The sequence below is a fragment of the Steroidobacter sp. genome, from assembly GCF_036406195.1.
Classification (GTDB): Bacteria; Pseudomonadota; Gammaproteobacteria; order Steroidobacterales; family Steroidobacteraceae; genus Steroidobacter.
Window position 1 is genome coordinate 178,440 of record NZ_DASWVW010000033.1, and the last position, 22,640, is coordinate 201,079.

The window sequence follows — 22,640 nt, forward strand, 5'->3', positions numbered from 1 at the left end:
TGCTCTCTACAGCCCACAATCGACCCTTCTGAGTAGAACCCGTCCGCAGGCAAAGCCGGCCCCAGCTGGCCAGCTACCGCCTGATTGAATCCGGCAGCAGGCTCAACATAGACTCGACTTTGTTGCGTTTGATGCAAGTATCACGGAGAAGGCGTGCACGGGGAAATCCGACTGCGCTATTTGTACGAGGCGGCCCGGCTCGGGACCATGCGAGCCGCGAGCGACCAGTTGAACGTCGCGACTTCCTCCATCAGCCGGCAGATCGCGGCGCTCGAAAAGGAGCTCGGCACGCGGCTGATCGAGGGCGGTCGCCGCAAGATCAAGCTGACCGAGGCCGGCAACGCCGCCTTTGCCTATTACCAGGAGATGCAGGCCCACCGCGAGCTGTTCCTGTCGCGCGTCGCCGAGTTGCGCAGCGTTCGTACCGGCACCATCAATCTGGCCGTGGGTGAGGCGTTCATCAACGACGCCTTCAGCGAATTGCTGCAGGAATTCATGCGCCGGTTTCCGGGACTGACGGTGCGCGTGAAAATGAGCGGCACCAATGACGCGGTCGCCCTGGTGCGCGACGACGAGGCTCATTTCGGCTTGATCTTCGACGTGCCGCGCGATCCCAAAGTCCGCGCGCGACTGACCTTGTCCCAGCCGCTCAAGTGCATTGTCCATCCCAAGCACGAGTTGGCCAAGCACAAGAGCGTGACGCTTGCCGAGCTGAAACCCCACAGCATCGGCTTGCCCGAGGATGCGTTCCGCATTCGTCAGATCGTGCGCGAGGCCGAGCAAGCCGAAGGCGTGTTCCTGGAGCCGGGCCTGATCGCCAACTCGATGATGCTGCTCAAGGACTTCGCCAAATGCGGCCGCGGCCTGACGTTCCTGCCCGAGTTCCTGGTGCAGCCGCAACTGAGCCAGGGCAAGCTCGTCGCCATTCCCATCGACAATCCGGTGTTGAGCTCCACGCGTATAAGCTTGGTCACGCGCGCCGGCCGGCAGCTGCCCAACGGCGTGTACCGGTTGATGCTGCGGATCGAGGCGCACTTGAAGAATCTAATTGCCTCCACAGCTGCACAATAGTCCGTCCATCGTTCGGACAACCACTCGCCATCGCAAGAACGCCGCTCGATACGATCGAGCGGCGGCGCTACCGTGAACAAGATCCCCAACTTTCGCTGGGTGGTCGTGCTGATGCTGTTCGCGGCGACCGCGATCAGCTATGTCGATCGCCAGGTGCTGACGGTGCTCGCGCCGACCCTGCGCGATCAGTTGCATATCAGTAACACTGGCTACGCATCGATTCTCACCGCGTTCCTGTTCGCGTACACGCTCATGCAGCCGGTGACCGGCTGGCTGATCGATCGCATCGGAACGCGCCTGGGCTTTGCGATCATCATGGCGTGGTGGTCGGTTGCCGCGAGCCTGCATGCCCTGGGTACCGGTGTCGCTTCCTTTGCCGTGTATCGCTTTCTGTTGGGGGCAGGCGAAGCAGGCAGCTGGGCCGCGTCCGTCAAGGCCGTTTCCGAATGGTTTCCCCGCAAGGAGCGCGGCCTCGCCACAGGTCTGTGGAGCGCCGGTGTCAGCGCGGGACTGGTGATTTCGGTCCCCGCCGTGGCGTGGATCTATCTCACATTCGGCTGGCGCTGGGCATTCATGCTCACCGGACTGACCGGACTCGTATGGCTGGTCGCATGGCTCTGGCTATATCAATTGCCTGCGCAACATCCGCGAGTCACGGAAGAAGAGTTGCGTCACATCGACGAGGACGCTGGCACGGACGAACCCGTAAAGCGGACGCCGTATCTGAGTTTGCTTCGCTCACGCAATGTATGGGCTGTCATCGCCGCACGCGTGCTCGCCGATCCATGGGTTTGGTTCTACTACTTCTGGATTCCCGAGTATCTCACGCGCAGCGCAGGCTTTACCGCGGCCAACATTGGCAAGTACGCGTGGATTCCATTCCTCGCGCAAGGCGTGGGCATCGTGTTGGGCGGCGCGCTTTCCGATTGGTTGTGCCGGCGCGGCAGAAATGTGCTCACCGCACGCTTGAATGTGATGTTGAGTGGAATGTTGCTGATGACCGCGGGCATCACGGCCGCGTTCGAGTTGGACATCGTGATCATTTTCGCCGGCATCAGCACCGCGATGCTGGGCTTCGGACTGTGGGCGCCGAACATGATGTCGTTGTGCGCCGATGCGTTTCCGCGAGATGCGGTGGGCTCGGTGGTGGGACTGAGCGGAGTGGGTGCCGGAGTCGGTGGCATGGTTTTCACCATGGCCACCGGCTGGGCACTCGATCATTATGGTTACGCGCCAGTGTTCGTTGCCGCCGGCGTTATTCCCCTGTTGGCCTTCGGTGTGCTTTTTACTCTCCTCGAGCGTGGAAAAGCAACTGCGGAAATCGTCCCTCGGACCGATATGGCTCGATGAGCCCGGCGCTGCTGCTCTAGGCGCCGAGCTTGCCGAGCTGCACGAGCGCCTGCCGCACCAGGCGCACGCCTTCGGCTTCCAAGGGCAACAAGGGCCGGCGCGGATAGCCGCCAGGCAGGCCCAACTCGTTCAGCGCTGCTTTGAAGATGGCTTGTGCCGAACCGAAGCGGCCTGTGTAGTCCGGCTTGAACCACGCCTGCATCAACAATTCGTTGCGGGCACCGAGGCTGCGTGCGCGCGGCAGATCGTCCTCCCAGATGGCATTGAAATATCCGGGCAGCTCGCGGCCGAGCACTCCGCCCGCGCCCATGGTGCCATCGGCGCCCTGCTGAACCAGCAGGATACCCAGATCGTTCATCGGCACTCCGAACACACGCACCTGGTCCTTCAACTCGAAAAATACGTCGATGAAGTGACGCAGGTTGGCGGTGGAGTTCTTGATCGCGACCACGTTCGACAACCCGGCAATGTCGCGCAGCAGGTTCAGCGACATATCGACGTTGGTGCCCGGCGGCCAGTTGTACACACAGATGGGCAGTGACACTGCATCGTTGACTTCGCCATAGAACGCGAGAATCTCACGATCGGTGGGCACCATATACGGCGGTGGCGTGACCAGAATACCGTCGAAGCCATATTCCGCCGCGAGCCGCGCATGAGCTGCGACTTCGCTCGATGTATACGCACTGCATCCGGCGATGAGTGGAATCTTGCCGCTGAGCTTGCGACCGACGGCCTGCAGCAGCTGCTTGCGCTCGTCGGAAGAAATCGTGCACCACTCGCCCTGTGTGCCGCCGATGATGATGCCGTGCATGCCCTCTTCGTACAGCCACTGCAGCAGCCGATCCAGCGCCGCCAGGTCGAGCGCTCCCTCGGCGGTGAATGGCGTAGTGATAGCCGGGATATAGCCGCGCCACTGGATCGAGTACCTGTCCATTACTTCGACCTTCGAGCTTGGAGGAACGACACGCTAGGCAAGATGCCCGGTCAATTCAATAGACCGGCGCGGCCTTTACGTTGCGTTCACGGCAACGAGCGGTCTTGACGCACCACCGCACCGCCTTTCATCACGAAGTGGATGCTGCGGAGCGCGGCGATATCCTGCGCTGGATTGGCGTTCACAGCGATGATGTCTGCGTAGCGACCGGGTGCGAGCGAGCCTACATCGTTTTGCATACCGAGCAGGGTCGCGGGTTTGATCGTTGCGGCCTGCAGTGCCTGGAGGGGCGTCATTCCAGCTGCAACATAAAGTTCCGCTTCGCGCACCGTGGCGGTTGTGCCGGCATTGGGCTCGAAGGGAAATTGATCGGTGCCGAGAGCGATGTTCACGCCCAATTTCACGGCGGTCCGCAGCATCTGCAGATGATCCACGCGAGTGCTCTCGACCCGTTGCAGATACCACGGCGGCGAGCCGATCTTGCGAAAGAATTCCATGGCACCTTCATCGGTGACGACCGCGGTGGGCACGAGCCACGTGCCCTTGGCCTTCATCGTGCGCAGCTGCTTCTCCGTCAGATGATAGGCGTGCTCGAAACAATCGATGCCAAGGGCCAGCGCTTCATCGGCTGCAACTGGCGAGCCGTTGTGAGCAGTCACCTTGAGACCGTTACGATGCGCGACTTCAATCACGGTCTTCATCTCATCCGGCGTCATGGCGGACGCGGCGATGCTGCCATGTGAATCGGAGATGCCGCCGGAGATGGCGACCTTGATCCAGGTCGCGCCGTTCTTGATCTGCTGTCGAACGACTTTCGACAGCTCGGCGGGACCATCGGCTTCGGCAGAGCCGTGGCCGCCTGTGGTGGCGATGACCTCGCCCGCGGTCTGGATACGAGGACCGAGCGCGGTGCCGCTATCGATCGCGGCCTTGAGCGCGAAATCGCTGCCATGTTCTTCGCCGATCAGACGAACGGTGGTGACGCCTGCATATAGTGACTGGCGTGCGTTCTCGGCCATGCGTAGCACGAGCTGCATGTCCGTTTCATTTTCGAGGGCGGCGCCGGCGGGACCGGGTAGCTTCAGGCCGAAGTGGGTGTGCATGTTCAACAGGCCGGGCGCAAGCCATTTCCCGTCCATTCGAATCGTGTGAGCGTTTGCAGGCACGCTCACTGACGATGCGGGGCCGATGGCTTTGATGCGATCGCCTTCGATGAGCACCACGGCGTTGGGGACTACCGAGCCGTCTTCGACGTTTACGACCGAGGCGCCGACGATGGCGGTTACGCCTTGTTGCGGTGCTGCCTGATTGAAGACGGCGATGGGGACGGCTCCAACTGTCGTTGCGACGAGCCATGCGCCAAGCAGAACAGCAGCCAGCACGATGATGTGTTTACTCGATCGCCACGTCATTGGGCCCACTCGGTCGGACTGATTCGGCGCGTATGATCGAGGGGTCGGTCGCGCAGGTCAATGCAGGTTGCTCTGCCGCGTCAGGCACGGGAGCGGGCAAGCTCAGTGAGTACTGTGGAGGCCGCTGGGCCCACGATGATGTGCAGACTATGCGCCGCGGGTCTCGCCACCCCTCGCACACCCACCAACTTCTCCACATCACCGGACACAGCCGCATCATCATGCAACGTAAAGCACAATCTGCTCGCGGCAGCGCGCATGTCTCGAATGTTCTTGAAGCCTCCCAATGACCGCAGCAGCTGAGCAACCGACACGGGCGACGCCTCCGTTGCCTTCTCTACCCTCGTAGACACGGCCGGTGCAGACACGGCCGGCTGAACAGTCCCGCCCGCTGCAGGCAATCTCAACCCAGCGCGGATCGACGAGGCGAGCTGGTCAGCGATCGGTCCCACAACGACCTGCAATGTTTCCTGTGACGGCCGTACGAACCCGCGAGCACCGAGCGATTTGAGCGCCGGTTCGCTCACTTTCTCCTGGTCGGCGATCGTCAATCGCAAACGCGTGGTGCAGGCATCGACGGCGACCAGATTCTGGGCGCCACCCAACCCACGAATCCACCCTTGAACTGCATCATCCTGCGTTTCCGCATCAGCGGTTCGCTGCACGTCCTCGATTTCACGTCCCGGTGTCGCGAGGTTGAGGCGGGCGATGAAGTATCGGAACAGCCCGTAGTACAGCGCGAAGTAAACCAAGCCGAAAGGTATGAGCCAGAGTGGCTGCGTGGCTTTGGAAAAGTTCAGCACGTAGTCGAACAAGCCGGCCGAGAAACCGAAGCCGAGGCGCACGTTCAGCAGGTTCATCGTGGCCATGGCAACGCCGGTGAGCACGGCGTGGATGGCATAGAGCGCCGGCGCCAGGAACATGAACGAGAACTCGATGGGTTCAGTGACGCCGGTGAGAAATGAAGTCAGCGCCATCGAGAACAGCATGCCGCCGACGGCCTTGCGACGGGCCGGAGGTGCGGCTTGATACATGGCGAGACAGGCGGCCGGCAGGCCGAACATCATGACGGGGAAGAATCCGGACATGAAGGCGCCAGCAGTGGGATCGCCGGCGAAGAAACGTTTCAGGTCGCCGGTCACGCCCTGGAAGTCGCCGAGCAGGAACCACGCGACATTGTTGAGGATGTGATGCAGGCCGGTGACGATCAGCACGCGATTCAATACGCCGTAGGCGAACAAGCCGATGGAGTCCGACGCCAACACTGCGTCGCTGGCGGCATCCATGCCCTGTTCGAGGACTGGCCAGCCGAACCCGAATGCCACCGCCAGCACGATACCCGCGGTGCCGCTGGCGATGGGCACGAAACGGCGGCCGCCGAAGAAGGCCAGATAGGCGGGCAAGCGAATATCGCTATAGCGGTTGTAAAACCAGCCAGCGATCAAGCCGGAAATCAATCCGGCCGGGACGCTCAACTTGGCCAGCTCCCGTTCGCGAAATGCGGCGATGGCCATGTCACGCGCCTGCCCCACCAGCTCTGCAGTTACTTCGGGCGGCACGGCAATCAACACTTCGGCACCCTTGGTCGTCACCAGGTATCCGACCACGCTGGCGAGTCCGGCAGCGCCGTGATTCTCGCGCGCGAGTCCAACTGCCACACCAATAGCGAACAACAGGCCAAGATTGGAAAAGATGGCATCACCGGCCGCGGCGATGGCGGGAATATCGAGCAGGTCTTGCTGGCCCAGACGCAACAACAAGGCGGCGACGGGCAGCACCGCTATCGGCAACATCAGTGCGCGGCCGACCGACTGCAAGCCGGCGATCATGTTTTTCATGAGATCCCCTGCAATGTCACTGTTGTCATCACGCAAGCGCCGCCGGCGTCATGGCTTCATTGGCCAGGGCGCGCACTGCTTCGGCTGTATCCATTGCCAGCGCGCGTTGTGCGAGCGATTGGCAGGACTCGAGCGTGAGCGTGCGAATCAGACTCTTCAGCTGAGGCACCAATGTTGGCACGACCGAGAGCTCTCGCACGCCGAGACCGATGAGGATAGCTACGGCAGCGGGCTCGGATGCGAGGCCGCCGCACACCGCGACCAGCTTATCGTGCTCGTCCGCCGCGTTGACCGTCATTGAGATCAGATGCAACACCGCGGGATGCAGGCCATCGATCCGATGGGCCAACTCCGCATGGCCGCGATCCATTGCGAGCGTGTACTGAGTCAGGTCGTTAGTGCCTATAGAAAGAAAATCCACCTCACGCACAATGCGCGCCGCGATCACAGCGGAAGACGGCGTTTCGATCATCGCGCCCACTTGCACCTGCGTGCTGAGACTCAACTCACGACGCACTTCATCGAGCATGCGGCGAACCGCGCGAATTTCGGCGGGGTCGGCAATCATGGGCAACAGCACCCGACACTGATCCGTCGGCTGCACTCTGAGAATGGCACGCAGTTGGACGCGAAGCAGGTCCGGCCGCCACAAACTCGTGCGTACCCCGCGCAGGCCCAGGGCCGGATTCTCTTCGGCTGGCAACGGCAGATAAGGAATGGGTTTGTCGCCTCCAATATCCAATGTGCGGACGACCAGGGGCCGGCCATCGAGCGCACCCGCGATGCTCTGGTACTGATGCAACTGCTCGTCTTCGCTGGGTGGCGAATCGCGATCCAGGAACAGGAACTCGGTCCGCAACAGGCCACAGCCTTCGGCGCCGTGCGTGACGGCGACCTGCGCTTCGGCGATGGACGCCAGATTGGCGAACACTTCGATACGCTGACCGTCGGCGGTACGGCAATCCACGTGAGCGGCGGCGCGTTCGCTTTGTTGACGCTGGCGACGCTGTGCCAATGTTTGCTCCGCCGCGGCCAATGCAATCTGGTCGGGCGAGATGCTCAACGTGCCTTGCTCGGCGTCGAGCACGAGCCAGGCGCCGTCTGCGATTGCGTTCACCGCCGGGCCCAGTGCAACCAACGCCGGCACGCCCATTGCGGCAGCGAGAATTGCGACGTGCGAAGTCGGTCCGCCCGCGGCCAGGCAAATGCCCGCGAGCTTGGTGGCATCCAACGAGACCAGTTGCGATGGCTTCAGATCCTCGGCCACCAGGATGGACCGTTCCGGCAGGCTCGGGATAGTGACGGGTGCTTCGCCACTCAAGGCAAGCAGCACCTGCGACTCCAGATCGATCAAATCGTCAACGCGCTCGGACATGCGAGGGTCGCCGAGCGCACGAAGAGTGTCTGCACTATCGCGCACGGCTCGTCGCCATGCGAAAGCGGCGCTCTTGCCGCGTGATATCGCACGGCGCGCGCAAGCCACCAGTTCCCAGTCATCGATGAACTCGAGATGGGCGGTGATGACTTCCTTGGCGGCGCCTTGCGAATGCTGCGCGAGTTGGTTCAGCCGCACTCGAACTTCGTCACGTGCGCGTTCGAACTCAGCGCTTTCATGCGCAATGCCGCGGCCTGCTTCGACGACCGCGATCTCCGCGTCCTTCAATGTGACCGCTCGTCCAACGGCCAGGCCGCGACTAGCGATGACACCTCGCAGGCGATTGGTTACGGCCGTCGCATCAACCGTATCGCTTCGGTCGCTCGCATGCGCAGCGCCACCCTTCGGAGCACTTGAAACACTCGGCGCGGCTGCTTGAACGGCGTCCGGAGCATGGGGCGCCTCGTGAATGCCGAGCACCAGTGCCTTCAGTTGTTCGAGCACCGCGCGAGCACCAGCGCCGCTGGCGACCAGAGCGACCTCGTCGCCGTGCTTCACGCCAAGTGACATCAGCGACACTGCACTGCGGGCATTCGCCTGGCGGCCGTGCGAAGACACCGTGATCTCATGATTCTGTGCTTTGGCAAAGTTGGCGATGAGCGCCGCCGGGCGCGCATGGATGCCATGCTCCAGCGGCACGGCGAAACTCAATGTTTCTTCCTGACCGGCGGCTCCGGACGCCGAGTCGGCCTGGCTCGCCGCACTCACCACATTCAAAAGCGCGTCACCAACCTCCACGCTCATTCCAACGCAGGCTTCGGCCACCGAGAACTGGTCGCCATTGGTGATCAATATCGGCGTAATCAGACTCTTCGCGCCGCGCGCCAATACGTCCAGATCAAACTTCAACAGCGGCTGTCCGCGCTTGACGCGCTCGCCCGCCTGGACGAGTGCCTGAAATCCCTGCCCGCCCAGCGCTACGGTATCGATGCCGACGTGCAGCAGAATCTCCGCGCCATTCTCGGCACGAAGAGCGACCGCGTGCCGGGAAGTCGCTACCGAAACGATCTCGCCATCGCAGGGCGCGTATAGCGTGTCGCCGGTAGGATCGATGGCGACGCCGTCGCCCAACAACCGCTGCGCGAACACCTCGTCCGGCGTTTCGTCCAGCCGCGCGCACCAGCCCCGCAAGGGAGAATGCAACCTCAGCATGCCCAGCCCCTCATTCCGCCTCCCCTGCCGAGCTCGTTTGTAATTGAACCGAATCGATGACCCAGATCGGGTCCACGCTCTTGCGAGTAAACGTGAAACACAGATCGTGCCTGCCTTCGCGGGGGGCGATCTTCGCAACCGGCAGCTTGGTGACGGCAAAGTTGCCCACGGCCGGCGCCAGCGGCAACACGGCGACTCGCTCGCCATTGCAATCATCGAGTCGCACTTCCAACTCGCCCACCGCGGTGGCGGGCGCCTGCAGCTCGATGGCTGTTACGGCGTCGCCGATCTGAAAGTTGAAGGGTACCTGCCCAACCGACGCAACCAGCGACGTCACTTTGGAAAGATCCGCCGCCTTGAACAGCCAGCAGGGTTGCATGATGTCGACCAGGAAAACGGCACGCTCGCCGCCTTGCGAATCGACAGGCGCATCGTCCTCCAGCGACAACGGAATTTTGTCACTACACAAGGACAGCTCGTGACTCGTGCGTCGGAATGGATCGAGCGGCCGTGATGGCGCCGGCTGCGCGAAGCGCACGCCGAGGGCCTTGTAGCGATCCAACAGTGCCGGCAGCCGCGCCGAGAATCCGTCCCAATCCTTGACCGGCGACCACGCGACCTCCGCAATCGCGGCAGCGCGTGGAAAGGCCATGAATTCGACCCGATCAGGCGTGCGAATGTGCTCGGTCCAGATGTTCGCCTGCACGCCGAGAATGTGCTTGCGCTGCTCCTCGCTCAGCGCCGCGGGCGCGGGATCGAATGCATACACTTCCTCTATCGTAATGACGCGACCGCGGCCCGGCGGACGCGGCACGTCGTACGGACGATGGTCGAAGTACAACGTCGGGTGCGGCGAAAGCACCGCGTCGTGTCCCGCCGACGCCGCGGCCACCGCGCCATCGATGCCACGCCACGACATCACTGTGGCATTCGGTGCCAGTCCGCCTTCGAGAATTTCGTCCCAGCCGATCAACCGGCGGCCCTTGCTACTGAGAAACTTCTCCATGCGCTGGACGATGTAACTTTGCAACTCGTGTTCATCCTTGACGCCAAGCTCTCGCATGCGAGCCTGCACACGCGGCGAAGCTTTCCATTCGTCCTTGACGGCCTCGTCGCCGCCAATGTGAATGTACGCCCCCGGAAACAGCGACACGACTTCGTCGAGCACGTCCTCCAGGAATGTCAGCGTCGACTCTTCGACATTGAACAGGCTGGAATAGATGCCCCAATCGGCCGGCACCTGCGGCGAGGGCTTGGACGACGCCGCGAGCCGTGGATAAGCAGCGATGGCGGCACTCGCATGACCCGGCATGTCGATTTCCGGGACGATGGTGATATTGCGGGAAGCAGCGTACGCCACGATCTCGCGCACTTCGTCTTGAGAATAGTAACCGCCGTACAGGCGCGGCTTGCCGGTGGCCGGATCGATGTCCGCGGCGGCGGCTGGCCCTGCCGCAACACGCCATGCGCCCACTTCGGTGAGTCGCGGATATTTCTTGATCTCGATGCGCCAGGCCTGGTCGTCGGTGAGGTGCCAATGCAGCACATTCAGCTTATGCAGCGCCATTAAATCAATGAGCTTGCGAATGAACTCCGGCGGCTGATAGTAACGAGCCGAATCGAGCATCAAACCTCGCCAATCAAAGCGCGGCGAATCCTTGATTGTGACGGCCGGAACTTGCAGGCCGCCTTCGCCTTGACTCATGAGCTGCCACAGGGTGACCGCGCCATAGAAAAGACCGCGCGCATCATGGGCGGAGACGACGATCCGCTCCGGTGTAGCAACCAGCGAATAGCCTTCCGGGCCAGTGACACTCGTACCTGCGGCCAGCTCGAACTGGATGACGCCGTTGCCAGTGTTGCCGGAAGAGCCAAGGCCGACACCATAGGTGCGTCGAACCAGGTCGCTGACATATTCAGCAATGCGCTTGCCCTCGGCGCCGTCGCCAAAAGCCAGCTGAGTGCCGTCCGTGACCATGAACCTACCCTCGCCACGCTCGACACTGCCGGGCGCCGGTATGACGTTCACAGGCGTATCGATCCGAGCGGAGGACAGCTGCTCTGAGTGGCCGCAGCCTGAAAGCATCAACAGCGTCAGCGCGACGGCGGCGACGGACATCAATCCGCTGCGCTTGCTGAACGCAGCGAGCGCAGTATGCTGCGACTGTCGATACTCCCGCGGCTCGAGCTCACCGATCATGAATTCCTCCGCTGCCTCGCATCCATCATGGTCCAAATTTGAAGCGCTGCGGCGTGACGGCAATCTGCGCGCCGCGGCAGAAACTCTCAAGTCGGTACTCACCCGCGAGCCGCGCACCGACTGGGCCTACAACGAGCTCATCGAGCTGCTGGTGACCATGGGCCGCATGGGCGATGCGAATACGCTGGCGCGCACGGCCCTGCACGTCAATCCTCTGAACGCCCAAGCTCACAATCTGTTCGGCACGCTGCTGTCCGAGCAGAACGATCTGCCCTCGGGCGAGTGGCATTTCCGCCGGGCGATCGAGGTCGGCGGCGAACAACCGATGTTCCTGGCCAACCTGGCGCTGAACCTGATGAAACAAGGCCGCACGGATGAAGCAGAGCCGTGCTTTGCGCGTGCCGATGCGCTCGATCCGGGCAACCTCAAGACGCTGGCGCATTGGTCCAAACTTTGTGAAGTCACCAACGACATGCCGCGCGCGTGGGAACTGCTGGAAAGAGCGGCCGCGGCATCGCCGGGCAGCGACATCAACTTGCTGCGAGCCAATCATTTGTCGCGACTCGGCAAACCGCACGAAGCGTTGGCGCTGCTCGACGGCGCCGCCAGGCTCAGTGGCGATGCGCGCCTCGAACGCGGCCGGCTGCTGGATCGGCTGGGCCGTTACGATGAAGCCTGGAACGATCTGGTGCTGGGCAAACAACGGCTGGCCGCCGAGACCGGTGGCCTGACCTACAACGCCGAGGGCGTAGAAACATTCTTCGCGAAGCTGAAACGCTTTTTCGTCGCTAGCACGTTTCGCGAATTGCCGAGCGCCTCGGTGCGTTCGGACGTGCCGCAACCCGTGTTCATCGTCGGCTTCCCGCGCTCGGGCACAACGCTGATCGAACAGGTGTTGGCCAGTCATTCGGCCGTGCGCGCCGGCGGAGAGCTGCCGTTTCTCGGCGAGCTGAGACAGTTCTCGTTGAACCAGTTCGCCGGCCCCGAATCGTTTCCCGACAATCTGGCGCGGGTGTGCGCCGCCGACCGGCGCTGGGCAGCGACCATCTTTCGTGACTATTACTTCGCGCGCGCCGAGCAGTATGGGCTCACCGCGCCCGGCAAACTTTTCTTCACCGACAAGATGCCCTTCAACGAGATCTGGCTGCCGCTGCTGCGCATGGCCTTCCCACGCGCCAGGCTCGTGCGTGTGATACGCCATCCGCTGGATGTCTGCGTCTCCATGCTGTCGCATAACATGACCCATGGTTTCAACTGCGGCTATCGAATCGAGGACATCGTGCATCACCTGCTGGCCGTGGCCGATCTGGACGCGCACTACGCTCGCGAGCAGCCGACGGGGGATTCGAATCTGGAATGGGTCCTGAGTTATGAGAGTTTCATCGCCGACCAGCAGGGCGAAACGGCCCGGCTGCTGGAGTTCCTGGAACTGCCGTTCGAGAGCGCGACCTTGAACTTTCACCAGAACCGGCGCTATGCGCCGACGCCAAGCTATGCGCAGGTCACCGAGCGGCTGAACGACCGCTCGGTCGGACGCCACCGCAATTACGCGCGGCAGCTGGCACCGTTCGTTCCGCAGTTGCAGCCGCTGCTGCAGGCCAGAGGGTACTCGGCGGTTGGCGGTTAGCGGTTGGCGGTTCGTAAGAGAGCAGAAATCATTCTTCACCAACCACTATCCGCCAACCGCCAACCGCATCCGGGCGGGGTTGCAGCCCGCCCGGACGCCGCCTCCCGCTAGAACTTCAACCGCACACCCGCATAGAAGACGCGACCGTTGTCATAGATCGCGCGCGGCCGCGTTTCGATGGTGGCGTACTGCTCGATCTCCTCCTCGGTGAGATTGATGGCATCGAGGGTCAGCGCGACGTTGTCCAGCACGTTGACCACCAACGAAGCGTCGACCGATTCGAGCGCCTTCTGGTTCAGCTGGGTCGAGCGATCGAACGTCACGAAGAACTCCGAGCGGTACGTATACGACAGGCGCGCGCTCATTCTCTGGTTCTCGTAGTAGGCCGCCAGATTGAACGTATCTTCCGAGTTGCCCGGAATCGGGTCGCCACTGTCGGCTTCCGCATCCGAGTAGGTGTAGTTGGCGTTGATGCCGAAGTTGCCCCAGATGGGTTGCGTCACCGACAGCTCCAGGCCCTGGATCTTGCCGCCCCCGCCGTTGGAACGCTGATTGATGGTGAACGGACAGTTGTACAGATCCGTCTGCCCGGTCGGCGTACAGGCCGCCGACGGTGTCCCGGTCTGGATCGTGACCAGCTGGGTCACCGGCCGGTCGGTGATGAACGACTTGATGTCCTTGTAGTACACCGCAGCGGCGATGATGGAATCGTTGTCGCGGTACCATTCCAGCGAAATGTCGGCCTGGTTGGCGCGATACGGATCGAGATCCGGATTGCCGGAGCTGCCAGTCAACGCGCCGATGTTCAGCGACGAGCGCGGGGCAACGTCGGTGAAATCCGGCCGTGCCATGACCTTGGCGGCCGCAAAGCGCAGCACCAGCTCATTGGTGAGGTCGAAGGCGACGTTCAAGCTCGGCAACACATCGTCATAGGTGCGCTCGATCTTGAGCGCGTTGTAACGGCCGAACGGATTGGCGATCGCACCATCCTCGCGAAGCTGCGCGCCTTCGGATGTTTGCTCCGTGCGGACATAGCGCACACCCACGTTGCCGCGCCACTTGTCGCCTTCCATGTTCGCCATCACATAACCGGCCCAGGCCTTCTCGCCGACCGCGAAGCTCTGCGCCGGATAGAAGAAGCGCTGCGTATTGCGCAAATTGGCGAACAGCCGATCCTCGACCGTGTTGAAGTCCGGCGACCAATAACGATCGAACAGGCCGCCGCCCACGCCATCGAGGAAATCGCCCGGCGTCGAGCCGCCGGCGAACACATCTCCGGACAAACCATTCAGCGGCACGTGGAAGCCGCCATACGTGGTGGCATTGAACACCAGGTCGCGCTGGTGGTCGGTGTGCTTGGCGCCGACCTTGACCGACCTCACCGGACCCCACTCCACTTCCTGGAGCGCATCGGCATAGACGTAGGTTTCTTCATCGTCGTTCAGGATCTGGTGCAGCGAGCTGAAGATCAGGCTGACATCGTCCGGATCGTTCGGGTCGACCACCTCGCCATCGGCGTTGGGCACGAAGCTGAAGCGGGGCGCCTTGCCGCGCAGGTCGTATTCGAACACGCCCGGCGCGCCGAATTCGACGAATGGCTGCGCATCGGTATTGCCCTCGGCATCGGTGTAACCGACCTTCATGTGCAGCGTCAGCGAGTCGTTCGGCCGGAAGTTCATGTCGAAGTCGATGTTGCGGGTCTCGGCGGTGGCGAAGCGTTTGATCGCGTCGTACACGGCACCGAAATCGCAAGTGCCGCCAATCGAAGAGGAAACGCGGCCGGCCACGACGGTGCCATCCTGGATCACAGGGTTCGTGAGCGTACCGCCCGGCGGACAACCCGGAACGCCAGCCGCGCCACTCAGTGCGCGCGTGCCCCAGGCGATGAAGTTCTGATTGGAGTTGTCGGCTTCGAAGCGCGAGTACAGACCGGTGACGTTGATATCGATCGCCTCGCTGGGCCGGAACTGCACACCGAAGTTGCCGCCCGAACGGATGCGCTCCTGCTTGAACAGCGCCGACCCGATCATCGACGGAAACAACACGGTGTCGCCGGCCACCTGGACATTCTCGTAACCGAGCACTTCGACGCCATCGCGCCGGATGTTTCGCTCCTGATACAAAGCCGACACCATCACGCCGAGCGTGCTGTCATCGTTGCGCCAGCTGAAGAGCCCGGAGACTTGCGGGTCGAACTCGTCCGCCAGCTCGGTGTACGCGCCTTGCGCCGAGAGGTAGGTCGACATGGGCTTCATGTCGAGCGGATTGCGAGTGGCCACATCGATCGTTCCGCCAATGCCGCCCTCCTCGAAGTCCGCCTGCGGCGATTTGGCCACGGTGACCTTGCCGATGACTTCGGCCGGCAGCATGAGATAGTTGAAGCTGCGCGTGCTGTTGAGCTGATCGAGAATGAACCAGTCGGCGGTCGCCAGGGCATGGCCGTTGAGCAGAGTGCGCGTCAGATTCGAACCGGTGCCGCGCAGGTTGATGCGTTCGCCTTCGCCGAATTCGCGGTTGATCACGATGCCGGGGACGCGTTGCAGAGCTTCCGCCAGGTTCTTGTCTGGGAATTTGCCGACGTCTTCGGCGGTGAGAGCGTCGACGACGCCGACCGCTTCGCGTTTGGTCTCCATCGACTCTCGCAAGCTGGCTCGGATGCCAGTGACGACCACCTCCTCGATTTCGCTGGAGCCGGTGGATTGGGCCTGCACAGGCGCCGTCTGCTTCAACAGTGCCAGGGCGACGGCCGCGCCGATCAGAGTCGTGCTTCGCTTGCTCATGCTCCCTACCCCTTTGTTTTGCTGATCAGACCAATATGGGTCCAATATAGTACCAGTACCCCCAAAATGCCAAGCCCCGCCAATACCATTTCTTTTTCAGGCGAGTTTTTATTGGCATGACAGACAGTTAGATGACCAGAAGTCAGCTATCGATAGCCTATTGGTATTGCATTGGTCATGCTCAAATGGCATCTTTTGCTTCGTCACTGCACCACGACGTGCCGTTCCCTTACCGAGGAGAGGGGTTTGAGCCCGCTAGCCGAGCATCTGCAGCCACTCGATGAAGCCAGCACCCTGCCGCTGTACCAGCAACTGCAGCGCAAGCTGCGGCTGGCCATCGAAAATCGCGTCCTGGGCGCCGACGACGCGCTACCGCCCGAGCGCGATCTCGCCGAAGAGCTCAACGTCTCGCGCATCACGGTGCGCAAGGCCATCGACGGACTGGTCGAGGAAGGACTGCTGATCCGCAAGCAAGGCTCGGGCACGTTCGTAACCAATCGCGTCGAAAAGAATTTCGCCAAGCTCACCTCGTTCTCCGAAGACATGCGCGCGCGAGGGCGCAAGCCACGCAGCGTGTGGCTCGATCGAGCGGCAGGCACCGTGACTCCGGGTGAGTCACTTACGCTGCGCTCCAGCCCCGGCACGCCCGTTTATCGTTTCAGCCGAATTCGTTACGCGGACGACGCGCCGATGGCGCTGGAGTACGCGACCGTGCTCGCCGATTGCTTGCCATCGGTGGAATCGGTGGAAACATCGCTGTACGAAGCTTTGGAACGCACCGGCAATCGCCCGGTGCGCGCGCTTCAGCGATTACGCGCAGTGTTGCTCACCGCGGAGCAGGCCCAGTTGTTGAAAGCACAGGAGAAAGACGCGGGCCTGCTGGTAGAGCGCGTCGGCTTTCTCAAGGATGGCCGTGCCGTCGAGTTTTCCCAATCGTACTATCGCGGCGACATCTATGACTTCGTCGCCGAGCTCAGCGCATCCTCATGAGCCCGGACAGCCGCATGTTCAGCGAAGCCGCACAAGCGCCCAGCGTAGTGCGCGGCCAGCTGGAAAACAACGCGGCCAGCGTTCGCCACATCGGCACGCTGTTGCGAGAGATGAGTCCCCGCGCAGTTGTGACTTGCGCGCGCGGCAGCTCCGACCACGCTGCCACATTCGCGAAGTACCTGATCGAATCGCACACCAAACTGCTGACAACCTCGTTCTCGCCGTCGATGAGCTCGCTGTACAACGCTCAGACGGACATGCGCGGCGTGCTCTTCCTGGTGATCTCGCAATCCGGCAAGAGCCCCGATCTGCTCGCCTCCGCCGAGAACGCGAAGCGCAACGGCGCGTGCGTCATCGCGTTGTGCAATTCGCCCGATTCACCGCTTGCGGCGCTGGCACATCACACGATCGCATTGAACGCCGGGCCCGAGACCAGCGTGGCGGCAACCAAATCCTACATCGCATCGCTGAGCGCCATCGTGCACCTGGTGGCGTGCTGGACCTCCGATCAAACGTTGATCGATTCGTTGATGCGCGCGCCGGATCAGCTGCAACAGGCTTGGAATCTGGACTGGAACGCAGTGGTGCCGCTGCTGCAGCGGGCAAACAACTTGTTCGTACTGGGCCGTGGCTTCGGGCTGGGCATCGCGCAAGAAGCAGCGCTGAAGTTCAAGGAAACCTGCGGCCTGCACGCGGAAGCATTCAGTGCGGCGGAAGTAAAGCATGGCCCGATGGCACTGGTGGGCCGCGGCTTCCCCGTGCTGATCTTTTCGCAGAATGACGAAAGCCGCGGCGGGATCGAGAAACTCGCCGCCGATTTCGTGGCGCGCGGCGCAGATGTTCTCATCGCCGGCCCAACCGTCACGAATGCCATCAATCTGCCGGCGCTTGAGTCGCATCCCGTAGTCGAGCCGCTGCTCATGGTGCAGAGTTTTTATCGGATGATCGCAGCGCTCGCACCTGCGCGCGGATTGGATCCCGATCGCCCGCCGCATCTCAACAAAGTGACCGAGACGCTGTGATGACACTGGCGCTCGTCAACGGCCGCGTGCTGCGAGACTCGGGATGGGCCGAAGACCAGGTGGTGCTCATCAAAGGCACGCATATCCAGCAAGTCGTATCGAAGACCTCGCCGTGGAGCGCCGATATCACGCACGACCTGCGCGGCCAGACGTTGTTGCCGGGCTTCATCGACGTGCAGGTGAATGGCGGTGGTGGTGTGCTGTTCAACGACGATCCCAGCGTCGCGTCGATTCGTGAAATCGGCCGCGCCCATCGACGCTTCGGCACCACAGGCTTTCTGCCCACATTGATCAGCGACGATCTGGATGTCGTATCGCGCGCGGTAAAGGCCACTCAGGACGCCATCGAAAGCGGCGTGCCAGGGGTGCTCGGCATTCACATCGAAGGCCCGTTCTTGAACGAAGCGCGCAAGGGCGTGCACGACGAGACCAAGCTGCGCTGGCTGAACGAAGATGCACTGGGTTTGCTCACTTCGTTGAAAGGCGGCAAGACGCTCGTCACCCTCGCGCCGGAGCGCACCACGCCGCAGATCATTCGCAAGCTCAAAGATGCGGGCGTCATCGTTTCCGCGGGCCATACCAATGGCACATATGCCGAAATTCGCACGGCGCTCGATCATGGGCTGACCGGCTTCACGCATCTGTTCAACGCGATGTCACCACTCACTGGCCGCGAGCCGGGTGCGGTCGGGGCGGCGCTCGATGACGAGGACAGTTGGTGCGGCGTGATCGTCGACGGTCATCACGTCGATCCTGTCGTGCTCAGGATTGCAATGCGCAGCAAGCGGCGCGATCGTTTCATGCTCGTCACCGACGCGATGCCAACGGTGGGCGCACCGAACAAGACATTTCGTCTCCAGGGCCGGCCGATCTCGGTGGCCTACGACAATACGCTGGTCGATGAAAATGGACGCCTGGCGGGTTCGGACATCGACATGGCGACGGCGGTCCGCAATTCCCTCGAGATGCTCGAAGTGGACCTGGTCCAGGCGTCACGCATGGCCAGCCTCTACCCTGCCACTTTCCTGGGCCTGGAGTGCGAGCTCGGCCGCATCGAGCCCGGCTATCGCGCCGACCTGGTGCTGGTGGATGAAGGCATCAACGTGCTGGAAACCTGGATCGGCGGAGTTAGCGGTTAGCGGTTGGTGGTTAGTGGTTAGCGAGAAAGGACGCGGAATCGCTTCTCTTCCGAACCAGCCGCTAACCGCTAACCGCTAACCGCCGACCAATCTGATGCACGTGATCTCCGATGGCGCGCCGAAACGTTTCGGCGGCCCCCAATAACCCGTGCCGCGACTGGTATAGATCCACAGCGAGCCAAGACGGTCCAGTCCGGCGGTGAATGGCTGCTGGAAGCGCACGAAAAAATTCCAAGGCCAGAACTGGCCACCATGCGTGTGGCCGGACAACTGCAGATCGAACCCCGCGGCCGCCGCGGCCGGCGCCGAGCGCGGCTGATGCGCCAGCAATATCTTCGCTCCCGCATCATCAGGCGCGTCGGCCAACGCGGCGGCGGGATCGCTCCGATTGACCGGATCGAAGTGATGCGCACTGTAGTCAGTCACGCCAGCGATCACCAGCTTCGCTGCGCCGTGAGCAACTACGACGTGCTCATTCACTAACACGCGCATTCCCAGGCGACGCAGCTCGTTCGTCCACGCGCGCTCGCCAGAGTAGTACTCGTGATTGCCGGTTACGAAGAACGTCCCGTGCTTCGCTCGCAGCTGAGACAAGGGCTCGACTTGCGACGCCAGTTCACGCACGCTGCCATCGACCAGATCGCCCGTGATGGCAATCGCATCGGCTTCCAGTCGATTCACCGCGGCGACGATGCCTTCGACGTAGTTGCGTCGGATCGTCGGGCCTACGTGCACATCGCTGATCTGCGCGATAGCAAAACCGTTAAGCGCCGCCGGTAGATTGGCGATCGGAACATCGACGTGCACCACACGTGCAACTCGTCGAGCATTGATATATCCCACCAGGGTCGCAAACCCGGCGGCGCCCACCACGATCCACGCCGTAGCCTGCTGCACATGGCTGGCCATCGCAGCTGGTGTAAACAGCATGGCGATGAGCAATGAAACATCACGCAACAGGGTGAATACGAACAGCGAAGAGAACAATCCCATCGCGATCAGCGCGGACCACTGCAACCCGTCCGCTCCCGCCGAGCGCCGCCGCCTCGATCGTGCCCCGATGCCCGATGGAATCAACACCCAGGAGCCGGCGAGCAGCAGCGCACCCACGATCTGGCCGGCTACTCCGACAGACAACGCCGGCAGCAGCCGCAAGCCGATATATGCATGCAGCAGGCCAAGGATGGCCAGCATGATGAGAAAACCGCGTCGCAAATGACCCCGCTCCCGCGGAAGGGTGTAGGGCACCCTACATGCCGTCCGACACGGTCGATTACAAGCGGTCGAATGCCAGCGCCCGACAAAAAGCGCCAGTTACCAGACAATCATGAGGTCGCCGGTTCTTCGATGATCTTCAGACGCAGCCACGACCGCGCGAAACGCAGCTCCCGCAGGATCGCGGCCGGCGGCAGATCGAGCAGCTTCGCGGTTTCCTTGACGGTCAGCCCCCCGAAATACCGTAAATCGATCATTCGAGCGCACAGCGGGTCCATGGAGTCCAGCCAGTCCAGCCAGGATTTCACGTCGGCAAAACTGATCTCCGTGCCCGCCACCACTTCCTTTGGATCCGCGGCACGAATCACCAAGCGGCGCAGCATCGGCGCCGCGAAAAACAAGAAGCGCGTGCGCTCGACGTCCGGCTGCTCTCCGAAACGTTTCTCGAACAGCGCTTCCAGCGCGGCGCGCGAAGCACCGGCGGTCGCCTGACGGCACAAATCTTCCCGCGACGGAATGGGAAGACTCGCGAGAGCTCGGCCGGCCAGGCTGGACATGGAAACACGGGGATGCTGACTGGCTTGTACCGTGCTCATTCGCCGGACCTTGTCTATTTCATCGTCGTTCCAGAATGAGAGCCCTGGCCTGCGGGCAGTATGACGGCCGCGCGGTGACCTATTATTCAGACGTGCCAGCGTGGAAAAAACCTCATCCCAAACCCCTGGTGAATGCCGCAATGCACTGACCCCGGGCGATTGCTGACGGGTAGCACTCCGCCCTCTGCGGAAGCTCAAACGTTGCAATCTTCCAGACGGTGCGATGGCTGAGTCGTCCAGGCTGGGCCTGGACCGGGAGCTATCTATAAGAGCATGTATAAAGTCAGAGCTATGTATAAAGAATGAGTCCGGCTGCTTCGGGAAGTCGCGCGCTCGCCGGGCGGCGATCACCCGCGGTCGATGGCCCCACCTGGCGGGCCCTGCATCGACGCTCTCCTGAGCTGCTTCAGCTGGATGAGGAAACGATTCAACGAGCCAAGCACGTCATACGGCGCACCCGGGGACTGGTTGAACTGCCGCTCGATAGCCGCGAACAGGTGGCGCGAGAAAAGCATCGTCAGCTCGCCTTCGCCGCACTTGGGCCCGCGCACCAGGCCGCCGTCGTGCCATTCTCGCAGCGACGTTTCGACTTCGAACAACACCAGCCGCAGATAATTGAACAGGCTGATCCACCACTTGTACCAGACGAGATCGCTCAAGGGATAATTCCAGCTGTCGTAGGTTTCACGCCACGACCAGTCGTGCGGCATGTTCGCGGGTGTTGGCCAGCCGCGTTGTCGGCGCAACTCCCAATCCACCTGCAGCCCTTCGAAATCTCTGTAAAGAAAACCGCGGACCGCTGCCAGGTCCGGAGTCAGCTGCAGCAGCAGATCCTGGCCATGCGCCTCCAGGATCAAGCCGCGACCCAACGACAATTCCGCCCACAGCCTAGCGAACGGAGCACACAGCACTTGTTCCAACCATTGCAGCGGTTGCATACCGCTGCGCTCCAGCAGGGTCAGCAGCAGCGGCACTCGATCGCCGTCACCGCCCAACAGCGAAAACAGCGGCGCGACGCGGATGTGCCCTTGTTTGATGTGCGGCGGAATCGAGCGAATCACGGCGCCGCCGAGCTCGGGTGACGAGCGCGGCGCGAAACCAACCGGCTCCCGCAGACAGCTCAGCGCGTCGGGCAATTCCTCCCGTTCGCCTTGCACCAACCCGGACAAACCCACGCTGCGGCCCACTGATTTCGCCAGCAGGCGGCGGTCACCGAACAAGGGCGAATGCAGCGAAGTCTTGACGAACACGGCGGTCTGCGGCGCCTGGTCCTGCCACACGAGCAGTGTCCTGGTGCTCGAAGTGGGCAAGGCCCAGATGCACTGTCCTCGCTTCGCTGCATCCTCGGCACCGGCGTCTGCCAGGAACGTGCGGTAGTGATCGATCGCGGATGGATGTATCGGGATCAGCACGCGCTCGTCTGCGCCACTGCCTGCAAAGAAATCAAGCTCACCCGCCGCCGTCTGACGGCCGTACACCTGAAGCGATCTTCGCGGTACCCAGAAGCACGGTAACCTGAACGCAGCCGCATGCTGAGGCAGGTAGCGGACCTCGAAACCGGGATCGCGCGAGCGGTCCTGATACCTGTCCGCCCGGTGCAGGTGGAAGCGCTCCAGCTCCAGCCAGTGCTGCAACCAGGGCGGCAACTGCCCGATAACGTCCTGATCCGAGAGAAGATTTGCAGCCACCGTAGACTCCTTTCACGGCGATAGCGAGCACTGTCACAGAGGCTACTTGGTAGCACACACCGCTTCCGTGAGTAAATCCACGTCGCATGCCCAGGGCATTCCTTGCGAATGCAAACAATCAAAGACTGTCACCCGCGCACATTCGTGCAGGGCAAGTCATTGCTGCCAGTAGCGAAGACCGGGGCATG

At 62.2% G+C, this 22,640-nt stretch carries 15 protein-coding genes; 6 read left to right on the top strand and 9 right to left on the bottom strand.

From position 1 onward, the window contains the following. Positions 1–153 precede the first annotated feature (153 nt). On the top strand, positions 154–1,071 hold the full coding sequence (locus tag VGE08_RS15835; RefSeq protein ID WP_331068879.1) for a LysR family transcriptional regulator: 918 nt from the start codon (positions 154–156) through the stop codon (positions 1,069–1,071). A 72-nt stretch (positions 1,072–1,143) separates the two neighbouring features. Further along, positions 1,144–2,421, top strand: coding sequence for an MFS transporter (locus VGE08_RS15840; protein ID WP_331068880.1), 1,278 nt, complete (start codon positions 1,144–1,146; stop codon positions 2,419–2,421). Between the two features lie 16 nt (positions 2,422–2,437). Here VGE08_RS15840 and VGE08_RS15845 read toward each other — a convergent pair whose 3' ends face one another. The 5 genes from VGE08_RS15845 to VGE08_RS15865 all read right to left on the bottom strand — a co-directional run bounded on the left by VGE08_RS15845 (position 2,438) and on the right by VGE08_RS15865 (position 11,395). Further along, the gene (locus VGE08_RS15845) at positions 2,438–3,358 is read right to left on the bottom strand and encodes a dihydrodipicolinate synthase family protein (RefSeq protein WP_331068881.1); all 921 of its coding nucleotides are present in this window, start codon (positions 3,356–3,358) and stop codon (positions 2,438–2,440) included. 86 nt (positions 3,359–3,444) lie between these two features. After that, positions 3,445–4,770, bottom strand: a complete 1,326-nt coding sequence (locus tag VGE08_RS15850; protein ID WP_331068882.1) for an amidohydrolase family protein — start codon at positions 4,768–4,770, stop codon at positions 3,445–3,447. Positions 4,771–4,850: 80 nt separating this feature from the next. Then, positions 4,851–6,608 (bottom strand): N-acetylglucosamine-specific PTS transporter subunit IIBC, encoded by a 1,758-nt coding sequence (gene nagE, locus VGE08_RS15855; RefSeq protein WP_331068883.1) that lies wholly within the window; start codon positions 6,606–6,608, stop codon positions 4,851–4,853. 28 nt (positions 6,609–6,636) lie between these two features. Beyond that, positions 6,637–9,195: a phosphoenolpyruvate--protein phosphotransferase gene (gene ptsP, locus VGE08_RS15860; RefSeq protein WP_331068884.1), complete on the bottom strand. Its 2,559-nt coding sequence runs from the start codon at positions 9,193–9,195 to the stop codon at positions 6,637–6,639. 10 nt (positions 9,196–9,205) lie between these two features. After that, positions 9,206–11,395, bottom strand: a complete 2,190-nt coding sequence (locus VGE08_RS15865) for a family 20 glycosylhydrolase (protein WP_331068885.1) — start codon at positions 11,393–11,395, stop codon at positions 9,206–9,208. Between VGE08_RS15865 and VGE08_RS15870 the strand changes: the two genes are divergently transcribed. Beyond that, complete coding sequence (locus tag VGE08_RS15870; RefSeq protein WP_331068886.1) at positions 11,394–13,022, top strand: tetratricopeptide repeat-containing sulfotransferase family protein; 1,629 nt, start codon at positions 11,394–11,396, stop codon at positions 13,020–13,022. The genes VGE08_RS15865 and VGE08_RS15870 overlap by 2 nt on opposite strands. A gap of 107 nt (positions 13,023–13,129) precedes the next feature. On the opposite strand, the gene VGE08_RS15875 is transcribed toward VGE08_RS15870, so the two are convergent. Next, the gene (locus tag VGE08_RS15875; RefSeq protein WP_331068887.1) at positions 13,130–15,802 is read right to left on the bottom strand and encodes a TonB-dependent receptor; all 2,673 of its coding nucleotides are present in this window, start codon (positions 15,800–15,802) and stop codon (positions 13,130–13,132) included. A gap of 246 nt (positions 15,803–16,048) precedes the next feature. On the opposite strand from VGE08_RS15875, the gene VGE08_RS15880 reads away from it, so the two are divergent. The 3 genes from VGE08_RS15880 to nagA are packed head-to-tail and all read left to right on the top strand — an operon-like array spanning position 16,049 to position 18,953. After that, positions 16,049–16,792, top strand: a complete 744-nt coding sequence (locus tag VGE08_RS15880; RefSeq protein ID WP_331068888.1) for a GntR family transcriptional regulator — start codon at positions 16,049–16,051, stop codon at positions 16,790–16,792. Next, positions 16,789–17,814, top strand: coding sequence for an SIS domain-containing protein (locus VGE08_RS15885; RefSeq protein WP_331068889.1), 1,026 nt, complete (start codon positions 16,789–16,791; stop codon positions 17,812–17,814). Before VGE08_RS15880 ends, VGE08_RS15885 begins: the two co-directional genes overlap by 4 nt. After that, positions 17,814–18,953: an N-acetylglucosamine-6-phosphate deacetylase gene (gene nagA / locus VGE08_RS15890; protein WP_331068890.1), complete on the top strand. Its 1,140-nt coding sequence runs from the start codon at positions 17,814–17,816 to the stop codon at positions 18,951–18,953. Before VGE08_RS15885 ends, nagA begins: the two co-directional genes overlap by 1 nt. A 75-nt stretch (positions 18,954–19,028) precedes the next feature. On the opposite strand, the gene VGE08_RS15895 is transcribed toward nagA, so the two are convergent. The 3 genes from VGE08_RS15895 to VGE08_RS15905 all read right to left on the bottom strand — a co-directional run bounded on the left by VGE08_RS15895 (position 19,029) and on the right by VGE08_RS15905 (position 22,452). Further along, on the bottom strand, positions 19,029–20,147 hold the full coding sequence (locus VGE08_RS15895) for a metallophosphoesterase (RefSeq protein ID WP_331068891.1): 1,119 nt from the start codon (positions 20,145–20,147) through the stop codon (positions 19,029–19,031). A gap of 131 nt (positions 20,148–20,278) precedes the next feature. Beyond that, positions 20,279–20,764 carry an ECF-type sigma factor gene (locus VGE08_RS15900; RefSeq protein ID WP_331068892.1) on the bottom strand — a complete coding sequence of 162 codons (486 nt, stop codon included), beginning with the start codon at positions 20,762–20,764 and terminating at the stop codon, positions 20,279–20,281. Between the two features lie 347 nt (positions 20,765–21,111). After that, complete coding sequence (locus VGE08_RS15905; RefSeq protein ID WP_331068893.1) at positions 21,112–22,452, bottom strand: IucA/IucC family protein; 1,341 nt, start codon at positions 22,450–22,452, stop codon at positions 21,112–21,114. Between the last annotated feature and the right edge of the window lie 188 nt (positions 22,453–22,640).

What these genes read in the sequence shown, in the direction of transcription:
- VGE08_RS15845 (WP_331068881.1), bottom strand. Translation starts at nt 3,358, where the DNA reads ATGGACAGGTACTCGATCCAGTGGCGCGGCTATATCCCGGCTATCACT.
- VGE08_RS15850 (WP_331068882.1), bottom strand. Translation starts at nt 4,770, where the DNA reads ATGACGTGGCGATCGAGTAAACACATCATCGTGCTGGCTGCTGTTCTG.
- nagE (WP_331068883.1), bottom strand. Translation starts at nt 6,608, where the DNA reads ATGAAAAACATGATCGCCGGCTTGCAGTCGGTCGGCCGCGCACTGATG.
- ptsP (WP_331068884.1), bottom strand. Translation starts at nt 9,195, where the DNA reads ATGCTGAGGTTGCATTCTCCCTTGCGGGGCTGGTGCGCGCGGCTGGAC.
- VGE08_RS15870 (WP_331068886.1), top strand. Translation starts at nt 11,394, where the DNA reads ATGAATTCCTCCGCTGCCTCGCATCCATCATGGTCCAAATTTGAAGCG.
- VGE08_RS15865 (WP_331068885.1), bottom strand. Translation starts at nt 11,395, where the DNA reads ATGATCGGTGAGCTCGAGCCGCGGGAGTATCGACAGTCGCAGCATACT.
- VGE08_RS15875 (WP_331068887.1), bottom strand. Translation starts at nt 15,802, where the DNA reads ATGAGCAAGCGAAGCACGACTCTGATCGGCGCGGCCGTCGCCCTGGCA.
- VGE08_RS15885 (WP_331068889.1), top strand. Translation starts at nt 16,789, where the DNA reads ATGAGCCCGGACAGCCGCATGTTCAGCGAAGCCGCACAAGCGCCCAGC.
- nagA (WP_331068890.1), top strand. Translation starts at nt 17,814, where the DNA reads ATGACACTGGCGCTCGTCAACGGCCGCGTGCTGCGAGACTCGGGATGG.
- VGE08_RS15895 (WP_331068891.1), bottom strand. Translation starts at nt 20,147, where the DNA reads ATGCTGGCCATCCTTGGCCTGCTGCATGCATATATCGGCTTGCGGCTG.
- VGE08_RS15900 (WP_331068892.1), bottom strand. Translation starts at nt 20,764, where the DNA reads ATGAGCACGGTACAAGCCAGTCAGCATCCCCGTGTTTCCATGTCCAGC.